Source organism: Haloferax sp. S1W (genome assembly GCF_044593955.1).
In the GTDB taxonomy this organism is placed as follows: Archaea; Halobacteriota; Halobacteria; order Halobacteriales; family Haloferacaceae; genus Haloferax.
In genome coordinates this window covers 105,278-123,090 of sequence record NZ_CP172598.1, presented here as the reverse complement: position 1 = coordinate 123,090, position 17,813 = coordinate 105,278, and the positions used below count along the sequence as shown (strand labels likewise).

Sequence of the window (17,813 nt, the reverse complement as noted above, 5' to 3'; positions counted from 1 at the left end):
CAGCTTGTACGGGAAGAATCAAAAATCTTCCCGTTATTCTTTTTCTTCTCCCACTAACTCGGCATCAGCTATCGGGTGGCGTCGGTACAGTACAAATCGCCAGACTGCACGCCGATTACAACGATTCTGCCACAACCCATGACGCATTCCCGTCGGGTCCGTTCGCTTCGCTCACTCCCCCGACGTACTCACACTCGCTTCCGCTCGCGCGAGTCCCGTCGGGTCCGTATACTTCTGGAACGCTTCAGAACCAAAGAGCGAGTGCTGTAACTGGTGATTGACCTCCTCCCGCGCCTAAAGGCGCGGGTGTGCGCTCGCACTATGTATCAATTTCAATCTCGATCTGGGCTTCGATGTCTTTCGGTGGTGAATGACCTTGTTGATGGAATGCAAGGAGATTGTCTTAGACGTAGTTGAGCCGACTGCGGCAGACGACGAAATACGAGTCTGGTGGGCACAGTCGGTCGTTGCAGTCTCGGCCGCGACAGTGTGACAAGCGGGCCATAGCCTTGATTCCAGATTGTTCAAAAACTATTCCATTTTGACTAGTTAATCTGTATTGGGTGTCTATACGGAACTTTTATGTTCCATTGTATCTCTGTGAGAATGTGTAACGCATGCCGAGGAAAGATATCACACAGATACGGTCGCAAGTTGGGTCGGAGTCGGTCCGCTCTCGCTTTGGTGACCCGAAGAGTCGTCGAAACTTCCTCAAAGCCCTCGGGACAGCGGGTATCGCCGGGCTCGCTGGCTGTTCCGGCGGTGGAGAGAGTTACGACGGCGAAGAACAGACCATGACCTCGAGCGGCGATTCCGAGGGAACGGAGACAGGGATGTCGTCCGGCAGCGATTCCAGTGGCTCGATGCTCCGGATGAGCGCGACCCAGCGCTTCGGGACCATCGACCCTGCGAAGGGGACAGACTACACGCAGGTGCTCGCGTTGGTCAACCTCTACGACCCGCTCGTGTTCCCCGACACGGAGGGGAACCTGCAGCCGCACCTCGCAGAGGACTGGACAGTCTCGGACGACAACAAGACCTACACGTTCACGCTCAGGGAGGGCGTGACGTTCCACAGCGGCAACCCCGTCACGGCAGAGGACGTCCAATTCTCGGCCGAGCGGTTCCTCGATATCAACCAGGGTTACTCGTCGCTGCTTGGAAACGTCCTCTCGAAGGAGAACGTGACCGTCGAGGACGATCGGACGGTGTCGTTCACACTCGACCGCGTCCACTCGCCGTTCCTCGCGACGCTCGTGTTGCTGTTCGTCGTGGACAAACAGCTCGTTCTCGACAACGCTGAAGACGGCGACTTCGGCAACCGCGGCGACTACGGTCAGTCGTTCCTCAACGACAGCGACGCCGGCTCCGGCCCGTACGAACTCGCGGGGTTCGAGCGGCAGGCGCAGATTTCGTTCAGCCGCTACGCCGACTACTGGGGGTCGTTCAAAGACAGAGTGTACGACAACGTCACCGTCCAGATCATCACCAACGATCCGACCGTCCGCTCGCTGATGAAGACGGGCGAACTTGACATGTCGAGCCAGTTCCAAAGCGAGGAGACCTACGAGGCGCTCGCGGCCGAAGACGACATCCGCGTCGAATCGGTCCCGACGGTGACGACGTTCTACTTCAAAATCAACACCCAGAAGGCCCCGACCGACGACCCCGCCGTCCGCGAGGCGATGGCCTACGGCTTCGACTACGAGACGGCGCGCAACGAAATTGCGCCGGGGTCGCTCCCCGCACAGGGACCGCTCCCGACGTCGTTCGGCGTCCACAACGACGACATCGTCCAGCCGACCTACGACCCCGAGAAGGCGCGGCAGATTCTCGCCGACGCCGGCTATGAGGAGGGAGATATCACCGTCCAGAACACCTATGTGAAGGACTACGGCCTCGAGGAGAAGATGGGACTTCTCTTCCAGCAGAACATGGACGAAATCGGCATCAACGTCGAGTTGAACCCGCAGACGTGGGGGACGATGACCGAACTCGCCACGAGCGTCGAACAGACGCCGCACATCAACCAGGTGTTCTACGGGCCGGTGTACCCCTCGCCCGACACGGTGTTCTACAACCAGTACCACTCCGAGGCCGCGTCGACGTGGATGAGCATGGAACACCTCGAAGACGAGACGGTCGACACCCTCATCGACGAGGCACGCTCGACGGTCGACGCCGACGCCCGCGCCGAACTGTACGCCGAGGTGCAAGAACGCATCGCGAACCAGTACCCCGACCTGTTCATCTTCGTCCAGTCGAAGAAGCACGCCTTCGCCGACGACGTGAAGGGCTACACCTTCCGGCCGTCGATGAGCTTCGACTACTGGTTCCCCGACTTCTACCAAGAATGAAGTACTGGCAGTATCTCGTGCGCCGGCTCGCGGGCATCCTCGTGAGTCTCATCGGCCTGTCGATAATCATCTTCACCACGTCACGAGTGCTCCCCGGGAACCCCGCGCGAATGGCCCTCGGCGCGCTCGCGTCGGAAGAACAGGTGCAGGCGCTCGCCACCGAGATGGGGCTGAACAAGCCGATTCCCCTACAGTACCTCGACTACATGCGGGGGCTGCTCGTCGGCGACCTCGGGACGAGCCTCGAGACGAAGCGCGCGGTCAGCACCGACATCGTCTACTACCTGCCGGCGACGCTCGAACTCATCACGGTGTCGATGTTCCTCACCGTCGTCATCGGGATTCCGCTCGGCGTTATCGCCGCGCAGAATAAAGACGGGCTCACCGACAACGCGACGCGGCTCGTCGCGTTCTTCAGCGTGAGCGTGCCCGGCTTCTTCATCGCGATCATGTTCCAGCTGATATTCGGCTACCTGCTCGAATGGCTCCCCATCACGGGACGGCTCGGCTCGGAGTTCGGTGCCGGCGTCTCGCGGTTCACGGGCTTCCTGCTCGTGGACACCTTGCTGTCGGGGAATCTCGCGGCCCATGTCGACGCGTGGGCGCACATCATCCTCCCGGCGCTCGCGCTCTCGCTCGCCGGCATCGGACAGGTGATGCGCATCACCCGGTCGAGTATGATCGACGTGAAAGATCAGGACTACGTCGAGGCCGAACGCGGCTTCGGGCTCCCCTCGTGGCTCGTCACGTACAAGTACACGCTCAAGAATGCGTTCATCCCGACGCTCACGATTCTGGGGCTGCTGTACGCCTCGCTTCTGGGGAACGCGTTCCTCATCGAACTCGTCTACTCGTGGCCCGGCCTCGCGTCCTACGGTGTCACCGCGGTGCTGAACAACGACTTCAACGCCGTCGTCGGCGTCACGATGACCATCGGCGTCGCGTTCGTGAGCATCAACTTCCTCGTGGACGTCCTGTTGGGTCGCGTTGACCCGCGCATCAGACTGGCGATGGAGGAGGCGACATGAGCACCGAGTCAGCGGGCGTCCTCGACCGGTTCGTCTCGGCCGAGCGCCGCGAACTCTGGCAGCGGTCGTGGAAGCGCTTTACGAGCAGGCCGATGAGCGTCGTCGGCCTCGGCATCATCGTCGCCATCGTCCTGCTCGCCGTCTTCGCGCCTGTCGTCGCGCCGTACCCCGAACACGCAGGGAAGTTCACCGACTTCTCGAACACGCTCCAGCCGCCGAGCCTCGACCACCCGTTGGGGACCGACCACGTCGGCCGCGACGTGCTCTCACGCATCCTCTTCGGCTACCGGCTGTCGCTCATGCTCGTGGCCGTCGTCCTCGGCTTCGGCGTCCCCGTGGGCGTGCTGCTCGGCCTCGTCGCCGGCTACTACGGTGGCTGGGTCGAGACGATTATCATGCGGGCGACCGATACGGCGCTCGCCTTACCGCCGCTCGTGATGGCGTTGGCAATCACGTCGGCCTTAGAGCCGACGCTGACGAACGCGATGATAGCCATCGCGGCGCTGTGGTGGACGTGGCACGCCCGCCTCGTCCAGAGCATCGTCGCCAGCGAGCGCAGCGAGGAGTACGTGCAGGCCGCGAAGCTCGCCGGCGCGAGCACGCCGCACATCCTCTTTCGGGAGATCCTCCCGAACACGCTGTCGCCGATTCTGGTCAAGGTGACTCTCGACGCGGGCTTCGTCATCCTCATCGGTGCTGGCCTGTCGTTCATCGGCGTCGGCGTCCAGCCGCCCCAACCCGGCCTCGGGACGATGGTCAGCCAGGGGACCTCCTACCTGCCCGACTCGTGGTGGGTGAGCGTCTTCTCCGGGCTCGCCATCTTCGTCCTCGTGATGGGGTTCAACATGCTCGGCGACGGGCTGCGTGACCTCTTCGACGTGGAGGTGAACCGATGAGACTCGACGAACCGGTCGCCGAGAACCCGCTTTTGACCGTCGAAGACCTCGAAGTCAGCTTTGAATCGTTCGACGGCTTCGCGGAGGTCATCGACGGCGTCAACCTCTCTATCGGCAAAGGCGAGGTCGTTACCATCGCCGGCGAGACCGGCTGCGGCAAGTCGGTGACGATGAAGTCCATCCTGCGCCTACTCAACCAGCCGCCGGCCCGCGTGAACGGCGAAATTACGTTCGACGGGACGGAGCTGCTGTCGCTTTCGGACCGCGAGTTCGAGCGCGTCAAGGGCCAGCGGATGAGCCTCGTCTTCCAGGACCCGATGTCGAGTCTGAACCCGACGTTCACCATTGGCGAACAGCTCACCGACACCGCGCAGTTCGGCGGCGACAGCAACACGGGCGTCGTGGAGTTCTTCCGCCGCCGCTTCAGCGGCGAGCGCGACGAGGCGCGCGAGCGCGTCTTGGAGATGCTCCGCGAGGTCCAGATGCCGGACCCCGAGAACATCATGGACTCGTATCCTACCCAACTGTCTGGCGGGATGCGCCAGCGCGCGCTCATCGCGCAGGCCCTGCTGAATGAGCCGGAGCTGCTCATCGCCGACGAAATCGGCACCGCGCTGGACGTGACGATTCACGACCAGATTCTCGACCTGCTGAAGGACCTCATCGAGAACCACGACCTGAGCGTCCTAATGATTACCCACAATCTCGGCGTCGCCAGACAGGTGAGCGACCGCGTGTACGTCATGTACGGCGGTCGCATCGTCGAGACCGCGCCGACCGAAGAGCTGTTCAAGAACCCGAAACACCCCTACACGCAGGGGCTCATCGCGTCGATTCCGCGCCTGACGGGCGACGAGATGGCGACCGGCATCGACGGCTCGATTCCCGAGTACCTCGACCCGCCGTCGGGCTGTCGGTTCGCGCCGCGGTGTCCCTACGCCACCACCGAGTGCGAGGAGGCCCGCCCGGAGATGTACGAGCGCGGCCCGCAGACGGGCGTCGAGTGCATCCTCTACGACGAGGCCGTGCCAGACGCCGAGCGGCCGACGGTCGAGGAGACCCGGAGCCACATGACCCGGCGACCGGGCAAGCAGAAGGGGGGTGACTGACGTGTCCGAACCCCTGCTCGAAGTCGACGACCTCGAGAAGTACTTCCCCGTGAAAAGCGGCATCATCAAGCGCACGTCCGACCACGTGAAAGCGGTCGACGGCGTCTCGTTCGACATCGAGTGCGGGGAGACCCTCGCGCTCATCGGCGAGTCCGGCAGCGGCAAAAGCACCGTCGCCCGGACGATTATCGGCCTGACCGGCGCGACTGGCGGGACCGTCAGATTCGACGGCGAGGACATCACGAACGCGACGGACGAGCAACTGGCTCGCCTCCGGTCGCGCGTCCAGATGGTGTTTCAGGACCCCACGTCGAGTCTGAACCCCCGGCGGACCATCGGCAAGTCGCTCGCGGTCCCGTTGAGGGCCCGCGGCGTGCCGAAGTCCGACCTCCGGGAGCGCGTGGTCGACCTGCTCGAACGCGTCGAGTTGAACGACGAGTACTGGAACAAGTACCCGCACGAACTCTCCGGCGGGCAGAAACAGCGGGTGAACATCGCCCGCGCGCTCGCGGTCGAGCCTGAACTGCTCTTGCTCGACGAGCCGACGAGCGCCCTCGACGTGAGCGTGCAGGCGAAGATTATCGCGCTCCTCGAAGACTTACAGGAGGAGTTCGGTCTCACTTACCTGTTCATCACCCACGACCTCTCGTTGGTCCGCAACTTCGCCGACGAGACGGCCGTGATGTACCTCGGCGAGATTCAGGAACGCGGCCCCACGGAGGAAGTCTTCCAGCGGCCGCGACACCCCTACTCGCGGGCGCTCCTCTCCGCGATTCCCGTCACGACCGACGAAGAAGAGGCGTACAAGCCGCGGCACGAACCGCTCCGGGGCGAAATCCCGAGCCCGCGGGACGTGCCCAGCGGCTGTCGGTTCCACACGCGGTGTCCCTACGCGACGGACGCATGTTCGGCCGACGAACCGCAGTTCGTCGTGGTCGACGCCGGTCCCAGCGTCCGGTGTCACATCTACGACGAGGCGTACGCCGACGCGTTCGACGACGTGCCCGACGTGGCCGTCGCGGCGGTCGCCGACGAGACAGTCGCATCGAACCTTCAAGAGCCATGAAGATAACCACAGACAACATCGACGACTTCGCCACCGGCGCGACCGTCCTCGGGACGGGCGGCGGGGGCGACCCCTACATCGGGAAGCTGATGGCACAGCAGGCGATCGAAGAGCACGGCCCCGTCGACCTCATCGACCCGCGAGACGTGCCCGACGACGCGCTCGTTATCCCGAGCGCGATGCTCGGCGCGCCGACCGTGATGGTCGAGAAGATGCCGAAGGGAACCGAGGCGCTGGCCGCCTTCGAGGCGCTCGAAACGCACCTCGGACAGGAGGCCTACGCGACGATGAGTATCGAGGCGGGCGGACTGAACAGCACCGTCCCTATCGCCGTCGCCGCAGCCCTCGGGCTTCCCCTCGTGGATGCCGACGGTATGGGCCGGGCGTTCCCCGAGGTGCAGATGGTGACGCTCACGATGGGTGGCGTCAGCGCGACCCCAATGAGCATCGCCGACGAGAAAGGCAACTCGCTTCTCGTGAACACCGTCAGCAACGAGTACGCCGAGGCATTTGCCCGCGTGACGAGCATCGAGATGGGCGGCGCGTGCATGATCGGAACCTACGCGCTCTCCGGCGCAGAGGTCCGCGAGCACGCGATTCTCGACTCGATGTCCCTCGCCCACAACATCGGCGAGACGATTCGAACTGCCAAGCACCGCTCGCGGGATCCCGTCGAGGCGGTCCTCGACCTCACGGATGGCTACGAGCTGTTCACGGGGAAGATAACCGACGTGGAGCGCCGGACCGAAGGTGGATTCACGGTCGGTGAGGCGACGCTCGACGGCATCGACAACTGTGAGGGCCGACGATTCACCCTCGAGTTCCAAAACGAGAACCTCGTCGCCCGCGACTCTGAGCGCGGCGTTGTGGCGAGCACTCCCGATCTGATTACGGTCTTGGACGCCGAGACTGGTGACCCTGTCACCACCGAACGACTCGCCTACGGCCACCGCGTGCGGGTCATCGGCATGCCGTGTTCGCCGAAGTGGCGGACAGACGAGGGGCTCGACCTCGTCGGACCGGCGTACTTCGACTACAGTATCGACTACGAACCACTCGAAACTCTCCAGCAATCCAAACATGACTAACTACCGAATCGGAATCGACGTCGGCGGTACCAACACGGACGCCGTCGTTATGGATGGCGACGACAATCTCCGTGCGAAGACGAAGACACCCACGACCGAGGACATCACGACGGGCATCCTCAGCGCCCTCGACGTGGTCCTCGACGACAGCGGCGTCTCCGAGGACGAACTCGACTACGTGATGCTCGGCACCACCCACGCGACGAACGCCATCACGGAGCGCCGCGGCCTTAACGAGGTCGGCGTCATCCGCATCGGTGCGCCCGCGACCCGGAGCATTCGTCCGCTCTTGGAGTGGCCTGACGACCTCGCCGAGGCCATCGGCAACAACGTCGCTATCCTCGACGGCGGCCACGAGTTCGACGGCCGACTCCTCAATGACCTCGACGAGGAGCAGGTCAGAGCCCAGATTCGCGAGTTCGCCGACGTGGATGCCTTCGCCGTGACGAGCGTCTTCTCGCCCGTTCGCGACGACCACGAGACGCGGGTCGCGGAACTCATCCGCGAGGAGGTCGGCGACGACGTGCCCATCTCGGTCTCGAACGAAATCGGCAGTGTCGGCCTGCTCGAACGTGAGAACGCGACGGCGCTCAACGCTGCGCTCACAAGCGTCGCGTCAGAGGCAGCCAACGCTTTCGTCGACGCGATGGACGAGCGCGGCATCGACGCGAACCTCTACTTTGGCCAGAACGACGGGACGTTGATGAGCGTCGATTACGCCATCCGCTACCCCATCTTCACGGTTGCCAGCGGCCCCTCGAACTCGGTCCGCGGCGCGGCGTATCTCTCGCAGGTCGAAAACGGCATCATCGTTGACGTGGGCGGCACAACCACCGACGTGGGCGCGGTTACCGAGGGCTTCCCTCGCGAGAGCAGCGTCGCCGTCGAAATCGGCGAGGTGAAGACCAACTTCCGCATGCCCGACATCATCGCCATCGGCATCGGTGGCGGCTCCATCGTCTCGACCGACGGCGGTGTGACGGTCGGCCCCCAGAGCGTCGGCTACAAGCTGACCGAGGAGGCGAGGTGTTTCGGCGGCGAGACGTTGACCGCGACCGACCTCGAAGTCGCCGCAGGAACCATCGACATCGGCTCCGTGACGCCGGACGTGGGTGTCGAGACCGTCGAGGCGGCCCGTGAGTACGTCAGAGAGTGCGTCGAGCGCGAGGTCGACCGCATGAAGACGAGTGCCGATCCGGTCCCTGTGGTCATCGTCGGCGGAGGGAGCATCCTCGTCCCCGACGACATCGAGGGCGCGAGCGAGGTCTACAAGCCCGACCACTACGAGGTCGCAAACGCCGTCGGCGTCGCCATTGCGCAGGTCTCCGGCGAGGTCGACCGTATCTATAGTCTCGACGAGATGGACCGCGAGGAGGCCATCCAGCACGCGAAGGACGAGGCCACCGAAAACGCCCTCGCAGCGGGAGCGGACGCCGATAGCGTGGACATCGTCGATGTCGAGGAGGTCCCGCTTTCGTACCTGCCTGGCAACGCGGTGCGAATCAAGGTGAAGGCCGCCGGAGCGCTCGACCACTAATGATGGTCGAAATCGGCATCGAGGAAATCGAGGACATCGCACTCGGCGCAACCGTCCTCGGGACCGGCGGCGGGGGGGACCCCCACGTCGGCAAGCTCGTAGCGAAGCAGGCTATCGAGGAGTTCGGCCCGGTCGAACTCCTCGACCCGGACGAACTGGACGCGGACGACTTCGTTGTCCCGACCGCGCAGATGGGCGCGCCGACCGTCTCGGTCGAGAAGCTTCCGAGCGGGCGGGAGGCCGTCGCCTCGCTGGACCGCATTGAGCGTGAACTCGGAGAGACCGCCGACGCGACGATGCCCATCGAGTGCGGCGGCATCAACTCGACGTTCCCGTTCGCCGTCGCGGCCCGCCGTGGGCTTCCCGTAGTCGACGCCGACGGCATGGGTCGGGCCTTCCCCGAACTGCAACACGAGACGTTCAACATCTACGGAGTCAGCGGGACGCCCGCGGCCGTCAGCGACGAGCAGGGGAACACCTGCATCATCGAGACCGCGGACAACGACCAGTTGGAGTGGCTGGCCCGCGGCGTCACGGTCAGGATGGGCGGCGTCGCCTACGTCTCCGATTACCCGATGACCGGGAGGCAGGTCAAAGAGACAGCCATCCCCGGCACGATGTCGCTCGCCCGCGACCTCGGCCGTGTGCTCCGACTCGCCGAGGACGACGCGATGGACGCCATCCGCGAGGTGTCCCGCGAGTCGATATATGGCGAGGCACAGTCGCTGTTCGAGGGCAAAATCGTGGACGTACAGCGCCGCACCGAACACGGCTTCGTCTTCGGCCACGTCGACATCGATGGCCTCGACGGCGACGAGGGGTCGACGATGCGCATCGAGTTCCAAAACGAGAATCTCGGCGCGGCGGTCGGTGGGAGCTACGTGGCGACCGTGCCCGACCTCATCACCGTCCTCGACCGCGAGACGGGCGGTCCGATTCCGACAGAGAGCCTCCGATACGGGGCTCGAGTCCGCGTGCTCGGCATCCGGACACCCGAGATAATGCGGAGCCCCGCCGCACTCGACGTGTGGGGCCCGAAGTCGTTCGGCCTCGAAGCAACCTACGAACCACTCGCAGACCACCCATGAGTTTTGACATCCCACACCTGACGGAGATAACGCTCGACGACCTCGAAGCGCTCGGCATCGGCGCGGGCATCCTCGGCACCGGCGGCGGCGGCAATCCCCGCCTCGGCCGACTGCGCCTGCAGACACTTCTCGAAGACGACGCCTACCCCGACTCGGTCGAACTGATCGACCCGCGGGACCTGCCGGCCGACGCCACCGTGGCGAGCGTCGGCGGGATGGGCGCGCCAACCATCAGCGTGGAGAAGTTCTCCGGCGGCGAGGAGGAGGTGCAGTCGCTGCGAGCCATCGAAGAGCTCTCCGGCAAGACCGTGGACGTCCTCATCCCGGGTGAAATTGGGGGGTCGAACAGCATGGCTCCCCTGTGCGTGGCGGCGATGACTGATCTCCCCGTAGTCGATGCCGACGGCATGGGCCGGGCGTTTCCCGAACTCCAGATGGACACGTTCTTCATCTACGACACCCCCGTGAACTACGCGGCGACGACCGACGAGCGCGGTAATCAGGTCGTCTACAGGGACATCGACTCGGCCAAGCGCCTCGAAGACCTCGCACGGGCCATCACCGTCCAGATGGGCGGCCGCTCGGGCTACGCCTTCCCGCTCATGACCGGCGGGTTCGTCTCGGAGTACGCGGTTCCGCACACCGTCTCGCTCGCGACCGAACTCGGTCGGGCAGTCAAGCGTGCCCGAGACGCTGGCACCGACCCCGTCGACGCCAGCCGTGAACTCCTTGGCGGCGAGGAGCTGTTCGCCGGGAAAATCGTAGACGTACACCGCCGCAACCGCGACGGCTTTGCCCTCGGGAGCGTCACGCTCACCGGGTTGGACGAGGAGGCGACCCTCGAAATCGAGTTCCAAAACGAGTTCCTCGTCGCGCGCGATGACGACGGCGACCTCCGCACGACGGTCCCTGACCTCATCTGCCTCGTCGACAATGACACCGGCGCACCGGTCACCACTGACGCCCTGCGGTACGGCCAGCGTGTCCGCGTCCTCGGCGTTCCTGCGCCCGAACTGCTCACGACGCCCGAGGCGCTTGACGTCATCGGCCCCGAGGCGTTCGGCTACGACATCTCCTACGAACCGCTCCCGCGGGGTGAGGCGGGGTGGTGACGTCCCAACCGCGCCGGGCGTCTCGGGAGTTCCGATTGCGTCGGACGGCCCGAACACACCGCGCGGTCTGACCGCAGCACCGCCCTCGAAGCCGCGTTCCGCGAAGCGTACCATTATTGTACCATCTCTTGGCGCGGCGCGAATGAATAGCCGATTCGACACAACTTATGTGTCGTTTTGATTCGTTCACGACACCAGCAGTTTCAAATCGAATCCCACAAATATATCTGACCATGGGAAACCCCGACCTCACGTCCGCCGACGCGCCGTCCGACCCGAACACACCAGAGGCCGTCCTCGAAAACTACCTCGACGAGCACGACTACAAAATATTCCGCGCGCTCAACGCGAACGGCCGCATCTCCGACACCGAACTCGCCGAGCGCGTCGGCCTTTCTCGAACCGCAGTCCGACGACGACGCGAGAAGCTCCAAGAGAGCGACGTACTCGAAATCCTCGCGGTCATCGTCCTTCAGGAGGCCGACCTCGCCGACGCGCAGGTGCTTGTCTCGTTCGACCAGCACGTTTCCTCCGAGGTGCGGACCGAGTTCATCACGATGCTCATCGACGAGGGTCTCGTCTACAACACGAGTTCCTGTCTCGGCGAATACGACCTCGTCTTTAGCGCGTGGCACACTGATCTGAACGCGCTGAAGGAGTACGTCTGGGACCTCTTCGACGGCAAGGAAATCGTGGACGATTATACCATCATCCCGCTGTTGAAGACATGGAAGGCGTGGGACAAGGAACTGGACCGACCCTGAACTTGGCGGTATTGTGGTGAGTACGAGAGTCAACTACCCCACCCTAAGCGCCTTCGGCGCTTTGAGGGTGGGGCTTGTCCGTAGACTCGGCCTCGAACCCTTCCGGGTGGGCGGTGAATCCGCCACTCAGCGTCACAGTTCCAGACTTCAGGGCAAGCTGACTGTTGTCCGTCCGACGAGGCGACTGTTGGCCCCGACGGACATACCGCATCCCGATGTTATTCGCCGCATTGTAGTCTGCGTTCGCTTCCGACTCGTACTGAGCCAACCGTTAGAATGACCTGTTGAAACCATCAATCAGTGACGGGGTGACGATGTGAAAGATCGCTTCCATCGGCTGGGATGAAGGTGTCGGTGTCCATGATTCGGTTGACAAACTGATTCTGCTACGAACTCGTCCCTGGCGGCTTCGGTTTCTCAGCTGCCGCCGATTCGATGCGATCCTTGAAGAAGACGAGTTCCTTGTTCGTGTGGTCGTAGAGTTTCGCCTTCCCATCGAGAGCGGTCGTGAAAAACCATTTCAGCGCCCAACCCCGTCGGTTGTTCGGAAAATCCATCCAGACGGCGTGTGACATCTGAGTCCCGTCTTCAGTCTCTTCGAGTCGAATGGTGCCTCCTTCGGGAATCCGAACGGTGACGAGTCCTCGAACGAGCGGATAATACGCCGTCCCTGTCCAGACCGCCACGTTGGGATGGTCGATATACTGGAATCGGCCATGTAGGTCGGCGTACATCCCGGCGACTTCTTCGGCCTGGTGGAACGTTGCGCCCTCTCGGGGACGGTTGTCGGGCGTATCGTATTCGAGTCCGTAGTGTTCCTCGGGGTTCGACGCCGTCCAGTGAACGGGGTCGGTTACGTACTCCCAGATCTCCTCGGGCGATGCGTCGATGACGATTTCGGCTTTGTCGGTGACGTACATTGGTGTCTCCGGCGCCTCCTACCGCGCGAAGACATTGTACAGCCACGCGAAGGCGTACACGAGGACGAAGCTGATCACCGCTGCCTCGGTCATGCCTGCCACGGTCCCGACGACGGTCGGTTCGAAGAACAGGTGCCACTGCTCCATCGCTTCGACTGCGCCCTCGTAGACGCCGATCGCTCCGAACAGACCGAGCAGGAGCATCGCGACGGCAGAGACGACTGCTGCTGCACCCGCCAGTGCCAACGAATCGAGATGCATCACGTTGGTCGTGGTGTCCATTTCGTACGCGTCTTGGTTTGTGGTAGTAGTGCTCATGACTAGAGATACGCTCTACTCCTTCAATCGGGTTTCTCTTACAATTCGAAAGGGAACGATCCCTTGGTAACACGGAGCAAGAGTATCGTGGGGAAACAGCGGTACAACCCCCATATCTGTGCGGCCGGTCCGTCGGAAGACCAAGGAGCAACCACCGACTGGAATCAGTGACACGCAAAAACTGATGAGCGCGAACGCAGTCCTCGAACGGTTGACCACAGCTGATAGCATGAGTCACCTTTGAATGCAAGATTTACTCCGCCCACTGCCCCGGTTTCTTAAGAACAAATAACAAAACAGATGGCTGCGATAGTCTAGATATGCAAGCCGCCCTCGTCGACGGAATTCTCGAGTCGTTGCGGATCGGCGTCGGCTTCCTCTGGACGGCGGCGTGGGCGATCATCATGGGGCTTGTCATCACGAGTCTCGTTCAGGTTTACGTCTCGAAAGAGCGGATGGCCAACGTACTCGGAGAGGGGAATCTGAGTGGCCTCACGAAAGCAACCGTATTCGGCGCGGCAAGTAGTGGTTGTAGCTTCGGCGCGGTCGCCATTGGGAAGGGGCTGTTCAAGAAGGGAGCGCACACAGTGAACTTCTTCGCGTTCATGTTCGCCTCGACGAACCTCATCGTCGAACTCGGGCTGATGATCCTCATCCTCCTCGGCTGGGAGTTTCTGGTTGCAGAACTCCTTGGCGGCGTCATTCTCATCGCCGTGATGGCGGTCCTCGTTCATCTGACGCTCCCCGAGAACCTCTTCGAGCAAGTACGGGCGGAACTGAATCAACGCGACCACGACCAAGGGATCACTGAGGACCCGACCTGCGGGATGGAAGGCAAAGACGAGTACTCGCTGGTGACTGACGGGGGCGAGACGCTGAAGTTCTGTTCAGAAGGTTGCATGGAGACGTACCAGCAGGAAGCCGCAAGTAGCGGCGGGTGGCGCGACGAACTCCTTTCGTGGGGTGGCTGGTACAAGATTGGGAACCAGTACCGCAAGGAGTGGTCGATGATCTGGAAGGACGTCGTTGCGGGCTTTCTCATCTCGGGATTCGTTATCGTGTTCGTCCCGCAGTGGGTGTGGAACACGCTCTTCCTCCAGGGTGATGGACTCCTCGTCAGTGCCGAGAACGCCATCATGGGCGTCGCCATCGCCGTAATCAGCTTTGTCGGCAGCATGGGCAACGTCCCGTTCGCTGTCGCGCTCTGGGGTGGCGGCATCAGCTTCGCGGGTGTCATCGCGTTCGTCTACGCCGACCTCATCACGATTCCCGTCCTGAACGTCTACCGCAAGTACTACGGCTGGAACGTGATGCTGTACATTCTCGGCGTTTTCTTCGTGACTATGGCCTTCACGGGCTTTCTCATGGAGGAACTGTTCAACGTCCTCGGCATCGTCCCGGATCTGGCCAGCGGGCAGACGGCGTCCGAACAGACGTACTTCGAACTCAACTACACCTTCTACCTCAACATCATCGCGTTCGCGCTCACGGGATTTCTCCTCTACGTCTACCGGAGAGGCCTCGGCGCGCCTGGGCAGTACCGCGACCCGGTCTGTGGGATGCGGACCGACGATAGCGGGCCGAGTCTCACTCACGACGGCGAGACGTACTACTTCTGCTCGAATCGGTGCAAGCGATCGTTCGAGAAGCACCCTTCCGAGTTTACCCACCAACACCCACAGGTTTCAGGGATGAGGGCATCTCAGGATCATGAACATCACTGAGTGCCACGTCTCGCGACCAAGTATCGCGCCCAAGCAGCCCGAGTATTGCTTCGGACAATCACAACTGACACACCGATGTCTCGCCAACTCTCAGGCATGAACGGGGATACTGGCAGATCGAGGTGGGATGGATGAATCGACGGAGAGGCGATACAGTAGTCGGTGGCTTGCTCGTTGCTGTCCTCATTGTTGGCGGTGTACTCAGCTGGCAAGCGTACCAGCAACAGCAGGCCTTCGAGCAAATGGGGTCGATGATGGGCGCGTCGATGGGGGCGGTTCACGGAACGAACCCGCTCTGGTACGTCCTCGGTACCTTCCTCATCTTGGCTGTCATCGGTGGAGGGTATCTCGCGATCCTCGCCGTCCCGCTGCTGGTCGCGGCGACTGGAACGGCTGCTGCCCACGGTGGCGGGAGCTACGGCGGCGGCATGATGGGCGGCGGCTGGGGACTCTTCGGCGGGACGATGGGGCTCTAGGGACTCCTCTGGATGGGGCTCCTCATCGCCGTCCCCCTCTACATCGGCTATGCGCTCCTCAACCGAGGATCCGGCGGGAACGATGAGCAGTCGCTGTCGGTTCTCCGTGAGCGCTACGCCCGCAGTGAGCTCTCGGACGATGAATTCGATCGACGGCGAAAACAGCTCGAACGTACCGGATGACCGGAACCGCTGCTGTTCCAACCGATGCACCACACCCCCAACGCCCGCCGTTGCGGCACCCAACCGTTAACCCCGTGGACGGGGTATGTATTTCATGGAATACACAATACAGACTTCAGTCACTGGCGATTTCGACGACGTCGTCGACACAACAATCGCAGCGCTCGAAGACGAAGGATTCGGCGTCCTCTGTGACATCGACATACAGGCGACGCTCAAAGAGAAACTCGGCGAAGAATTCCGCCAGTACCGCATTCTCGGCGCGTGCAATCCCCCGCTGGCATACGAGGGACTGACCGAAGAAATCGAACTCGGCGCACTTCTCCCGTGTAACGTCATCGTCTACGAAACCGATAACGGCGAGGTCATGGTGAGTGCAGTTGATCCGCAACAGCTGGTTGGCATCGCCGACAACGATGCACTTGACTCCATTGCGACCGAGGTCAACGAGCGTTTCGAGCGTGTTCTCTCGGCCGTCACCGACGAACTAGTATCCAAGTCGGAGGCCTGATCTCGATGTCTTCATCGAACCAGCTCGACACCACGACCATCGTGCTCCTGATCCTCGGAGCGATCATCTTGCTCCCGTTGCTCACAATGGGGATGGGATTCGGCGGGATGATGGGTTACGGCGGGATGATGGGCCAGTATGGCGGTACTGGCGGGTGGTGGCCGTTCATCGGGATGCTCGTCCCGCTCATCTTCCTCCTCATCCTCCTCGGCGGTGGCTACCTCGTCTTCCGGCGCATGAGCGAAACGCAGACGTCTCGAAATCCCGCGATGGAGGAACTCCGCACGGCATACGCTCGTGGAGACCTCACTGACAAAGAGTTCGAAACCCGCCGCGAGAGACTCGAACGGTCGGAGTGAGCCAACGAGTACGCACCAAGGTGCGTATTCCCCACGCCTGTTTGATCGAAGTCGTTCTGTATGTTACTCCGGCTTTGTTGAAACTCTCATCGGCTGATACAAACGGCGTGCTGAATATAGAGGGTGTATGTATCACTGGGTCTCCAACTGATGCATCCGGTGAACACTTGATTCGATTCTGGATGGGTGGGTGTACGGCTCGTGAAGAGATCACTTGCATTCAATACAAAAGCATGCTGCAGTCACAGTCTATTGTTGATACTCGCTCACGCAGAAGCCGTTCCCCTCGGGATCAGACATCACTGTCCAGGTTGCCGTGTGCGTTTCGTACTCTTCGGTCTTGGTTTCGCGGACAGACCCACCGAGGTTACAGAGTTGTTCGACTGTCTCCTCTCTATTCTCGGTTGAGACATCAAGATGGATTGGGAGGTCTCGCTCCGTTCCTTTCGGTTGTTCTTTGAACAGCAGATTTGGGCCGTCTCCTGGAAGGTCAACGATTTCCGGTTCAAGCGATTCTGGCAGCTTTCGTCGTTCACCACCGAGAGCGACTGACCAGAACTCTGCCAGTTGTTCCACCTCATTACAAGCAAAGGTAATAAATTTGAGTCTTGCCATGCATTTCAGTTATACTGCAGTGGGTAAAAACACCTATTGGATACGGAAAGTACTGCCACAACTGTCAATAGAAATCTATTCTTAGTGGCTATAATTTCCCAAGCTTTCGTGGGCCTACGCGCACCTAGTATTAGTTTGACTTGTCTTCTGCCCTTTCCGTGACCGATGTGCGCTCTGTATTCAGCACTACTGCTGAAACCTATCTCCGACTGAGGGTTTCAACAACGCCGCTACTCCCGATCACCACTGTGTGAGCGCGCCTTCGAATCGAAGGGATTGAATTCTCTCAGCTTACGGTTCTAAATAGTAATGTGGTTAAGTTCCAATACCGTAGTATACTATGTGACCGAAGTCATCCTCTTCACCCAAGAGACGTGCGGAGCATGCGCAACACAACGGGAGAAAAACGAGGGTATCGAGGACGAATACCCCGACGTCGAGTTCCGGGAGGTCGACATCCAGAAAGATCTGGAAACGGCCAAGGAATACGGCGTCCGGAAGACGCCGACGACACTCGTCTACGCGAACGGTGAACAGACCACCGAATTCATTGGCATCGTCGACCGGAACAACTTGGAGTCAGCTATCGAGAGCGCGACCCAGCAGTCATCTGGATTCGCCCAGCGCCTCGTCGATGTCGTACGTGGATAACGAACCAGCGA

General features: G+C 61.8%; 18 protein-coding genes and 2 pseudogenes. 16 read left to right on the top strand and 4 right to left on the bottom strand.

Features of this window, described 5'->3' with window-relative positions; genetic code table 11:
• The first annotated feature begins 617 nt into the window (after positions 1–617).
• The 10 genes from ACH9L7_RS19385 to ACH9L7_RS19340 all read left to right on the top strand — a co-directional run bounded on the left by ACH9L7_RS19385 (position 618) and on the right by ACH9L7_RS19340 (position 12,045).
• The gene (locus ACH9L7_RS19385; RefSeq protein WP_396613882.1) at positions 618–2,357 is read left to right on the top strand and encodes an ABC transporter substrate-binding protein; all 1,740 of its coding nucleotides are present in this window, start codon (positions 618–620) and stop codon (positions 2,355–2,357) included.
• A complete protein-coding gene (locus ACH9L7_RS19380) occupies positions 2,354–3,385 on the top strand; it encodes an ABC transporter permease (protein WP_396613881.1) in 1,032 nt (343 codons plus the stop codon). The genes ACH9L7_RS19385 and ACH9L7_RS19380 overlap by 4 nt, the downstream gene beginning before the upstream one ends.
• Positions 3,382–4,281, top strand: a complete 900-nt coding sequence (locus ACH9L7_RS19375) for an ABC transporter permease (protein WP_004060514.1) — start codon at positions 3,382–3,384, stop codon at positions 4,279–4,281. Before ACH9L7_RS19380 ends, ACH9L7_RS19375 begins: the two co-directional genes overlap by 4 nt.
• Positions 4,278–5,390 (top strand): ABC transporter ATP-binding protein, encoded by a 1,113-nt coding sequence (locus ACH9L7_RS19370; RefSeq protein ID WP_396613880.1) that lies wholly within the window; start codon positions 4,278–4,280, stop codon positions 5,388–5,390. Before ACH9L7_RS19375 ends, ACH9L7_RS19370 begins: the two co-directional genes overlap by 4 nt.
• Positions 5,383–6,456 carry an ABC transporter ATP-binding protein gene (locus ACH9L7_RS19365; protein ID WP_396613879.1) on the top strand — a complete coding sequence of 358 codons (1,074 nt, stop codon included), beginning with the start codon at positions 5,383–5,385 and terminating at the stop codon, positions 6,454–6,456. The genes ACH9L7_RS19370 and ACH9L7_RS19365 overlap by 8 nt, the downstream gene beginning before the upstream one ends.
• Positions 6,453–7,544, top strand: a complete 1,092-nt coding sequence (locus ACH9L7_RS19360) for a DUF917 domain-containing protein (protein ID WP_396613878.1) — start codon at positions 6,453–6,455, stop codon at positions 7,542–7,544. The genes ACH9L7_RS19365 and ACH9L7_RS19360 overlap by 4 nt, the downstream gene beginning before the upstream one ends.
• Entirely contained in the window at positions 7,537–9,081 is a 1,545-nt protein-coding gene (locus tag ACH9L7_RS19355; RefSeq protein ID WP_396613877.1) for a hydantoinase/oxoprolinase N-terminal domain-containing protein, read from the top strand. The genes ACH9L7_RS19360 and ACH9L7_RS19355 overlap by 8 nt, the downstream gene beginning before the upstream one ends.
• Complete coding sequence (locus ACH9L7_RS19350) at positions 9,081–10,169, top strand: DUF917 domain-containing protein (protein ID WP_396613876.1); 1,089 nt, start codon at positions 9,081–9,083, stop codon at positions 10,167–10,169. The genes ACH9L7_RS19355 and ACH9L7_RS19350 overlap by 1 nt, the downstream gene beginning before the upstream one ends.
• On the top strand, positions 10,166–11,281 hold the full coding sequence (locus ACH9L7_RS19345) for a DUF917 domain-containing protein (RefSeq protein ID WP_396613875.1): 1,116 nt from the start codon (positions 10,166–10,168) through the stop codon (positions 11,279–11,281). The genes ACH9L7_RS19350 and ACH9L7_RS19345 overlap by 4 nt, the downstream gene beginning before the upstream one ends.
• A 233-nt stretch (positions 11,282–11,514) precedes the next feature.
• Positions 11,515–12,045 (top strand): Lrp/AsnC family transcriptional regulator, encoded by a 531-nt coding sequence (locus tag ACH9L7_RS19340; RefSeq protein WP_396613874.1) that lies wholly within the window; start codon positions 11,515–11,517, stop codon positions 12,043–12,045.
• Between the two features lie 43 nt (positions 12,046–12,088).
• Here the strand turns inward: ACH9L7_RS19340 and ACH9L7_RS19335 are convergent.
• From ACH9L7_RS19335 to ACH9L7_RS19325, 3 genes and pseudogenes are all read right to left on the bottom strand, one after another.
• A pseudogene (locus tag ACH9L7_RS19335) lies at positions 12,089–12,301 on the bottom strand (RNA-guided endonuclease TnpB family protein); the annotation flags it as partial.
• A gap of 130 nt (positions 12,302–12,431) precedes the next feature.
• Positions 12,432–12,965 (bottom strand): SRPBCC domain-containing protein, encoded by a 534-nt coding sequence (locus ACH9L7_RS19330; RefSeq protein ID WP_396613873.1) that lies wholly within the window; start codon positions 12,963–12,965, stop codon positions 12,432–12,434.
• A gap of 18 nt (positions 12,966–12,983) precedes the next feature.
• Positions 12,984–13,283, bottom strand: a complete 300-nt coding sequence (locus ACH9L7_RS19325) for a hypothetical protein (protein WP_396613872.1) — start codon at positions 13,281–13,283, stop codon at positions 12,984–12,986.
• Between the two features lie 320 nt (positions 13,284–13,603).
• Between ACH9L7_RS19325 and ACH9L7_RS19320 the strand changes: the two genes are divergently transcribed.
• From ACH9L7_RS19320 to ACH9L7_RS19300, 5 genes and pseudogenes are all read left to right on the top strand, one after another.
• The gene (locus tag ACH9L7_RS19320) at positions 13,604–15,007 is read left to right on the top strand and encodes a permease (protein ID WP_396613871.1); all 1,404 of its coding nucleotides are present in this window, start codon (positions 13,604–13,606) and stop codon (positions 15,005–15,007) included.
• A 131-nt stretch (positions 15,008–15,138) separates the two neighbouring features.
• Positions 15,139–15,363 (top strand): annotated as a pseudogene (locus ACH9L7_RS19315) (MarR family transcriptional regulator); the annotation flags it as partial.
• A 132-nt stretch (positions 15,364–15,495) separates the two neighbouring features.
• Positions 15,496–15,666: an SHOCT domain-containing protein gene (locus ACH9L7_RS19310; RefSeq protein ID WP_396613870.1), complete on the top strand. Its 171-nt coding sequence runs from the start codon at positions 15,496–15,498 to the stop codon at positions 15,664–15,666.
• A gap of 94 nt (positions 15,667–15,760) precedes the next feature.
• Entirely contained in the window at positions 15,761–16,177 is a 417-nt protein-coding gene (locus ACH9L7_RS19305) for a DUF302 domain-containing protein (protein ID WP_396613869.1), read from the top strand.
• A 5-nt stretch (positions 16,178–16,182) separates the two neighbouring features.
• Positions 16,183–16,536: an SHOCT domain-containing protein gene (locus ACH9L7_RS19300; RefSeq protein ID WP_396613868.1), complete on the top strand. Its 354-nt coding sequence runs from the start codon at positions 16,183–16,185 to the stop codon at positions 16,534–16,536.
• A 249-nt stretch (positions 16,537–16,785) separates the two neighbouring features.
• Here the strand turns inward: ACH9L7_RS19300 and ACH9L7_RS19295 are convergent, their stop codons facing one another.
• The gene (locus tag ACH9L7_RS19295) at positions 16,786–17,151 is read right to left on the bottom strand and encodes a VOC family protein (protein WP_396613867.1); all 366 of its coding nucleotides are present in this window, start codon (positions 17,149–17,151) and stop codon (positions 16,786–16,788) included.
• A 342-nt stretch (positions 17,152–17,493) separates the two neighbouring features.
• Here ACH9L7_RS19295 and ACH9L7_RS19290 point away from each other — a divergent pair, with 342 nt between their 5' ends.
• Positions 17,494–17,802, top strand: a complete 309-nt coding sequence (locus tag ACH9L7_RS19290) for a thioredoxin family protein (RefSeq protein WP_396613866.1) — start codon at positions 17,494–17,496, stop codon at positions 17,800–17,802.
• Positions 17,803–17,813 lie beyond the last annotated feature (11 nt).

Bases quoted from the DNA above. Each gene is read 5' to 3' on its own strand.
- ACH9L7_RS19385 (WP_396613882.1), top strand. From the start codon at position 618: ATGCCGAGGAAAGATATCACACAGATACGGTCGCAAGTTGGGTCGGAG.
- ACH9L7_RS19380 (WP_396613881.1), top strand. From the start codon at position 2,354: ATGAAGTACTGGCAGTATCTCGTGCGCCGGCTCGCGGGCATCCTCGTG.
- ACH9L7_RS19375 (WP_004060514.1), top strand. From the start codon at position 3,382: ATGAGCACCGAGTCAGCGGGCGTCCTCGACCGGTTCGTCTCGGCCGAG.
- ACH9L7_RS19370 (WP_396613880.1), top strand. From the start codon at position 4,278: ATGAGACTCGACGAACCGGTCGCCGAGAACCCGCTTTTGACCGTCGAA.
- ACH9L7_RS19360 (WP_396613878.1), top strand. From the start codon at position 6,453: ATGAAGATAACCACAGACAACATCGACGACTTCGCCACCGGCGCGACC.
- ACH9L7_RS19355 (WP_396613877.1), top strand. From the start codon at position 7,537: ATGACTAACTACCGAATCGGAATCGACGTCGGCGGTACCAACACGGAC.
- ACH9L7_RS19350 (WP_396613876.1), top strand. From the start codon at position 9,081: ATGATGGTCGAAATCGGCATCGAGGAAATCGAGGACATCGCACTCGGC.
- ACH9L7_RS19345 (WP_396613875.1), top strand. From the start codon at position 10,166: ATGAGTTTTGACATCCCACACCTGACGGAGATAACGCTCGACGACCTC.
- ACH9L7_RS19340 (WP_396613874.1), top strand. From the start codon at position 11,515: ATGGGAAACCCCGACCTCACGTCCGCCGACGCGCCGTCCGACCCGAAC.
- ACH9L7_RS19330 (WP_396613873.1), bottom strand. From the start codon at position 12,965: ATGTACGTCACCGACAAAGCCGAAATCGTCATCGACGCATCGCCCGAG.
- ACH9L7_RS19325 (WP_396613872.1), bottom strand. From the start codon at position 13,283: ATGAGCACTACTACCACAAACCAAGACGCGTACGAAATGGACACCACG.
- ACH9L7_RS19320 (WP_396613871.1), top strand. From the start codon at position 13,604: ATGCAAGCCGCCCTCGTCGACGGAATTCTCGAGTCGTTGCGGATCGGC.
- ACH9L7_RS19310 (WP_396613870.1), top strand. From the start codon at position 15,496: ATGGGGCTCCTCATCGCCGTCCCCCTCTACATCGGCTATGCGCTCCTC.
- ACH9L7_RS19305 (WP_396613869.1), top strand. From the start codon at position 15,761: ATGGAATACACAATACAGACTTCAGTCACTGGCGATTTCGACGACGTC.
- ACH9L7_RS19300 (WP_396613868.1), top strand. From the start codon at position 16,183: ATGTCTTCATCGAACCAGCTCGACACCACGACCATCGTGCTCCTGATC.
- ACH9L7_RS19295 (WP_396613867.1), bottom strand. From the start codon at position 17,151: ATGGCAAGACTCAAATTTATTACCTTTGCTTGTAATGAGGTGGAACAA.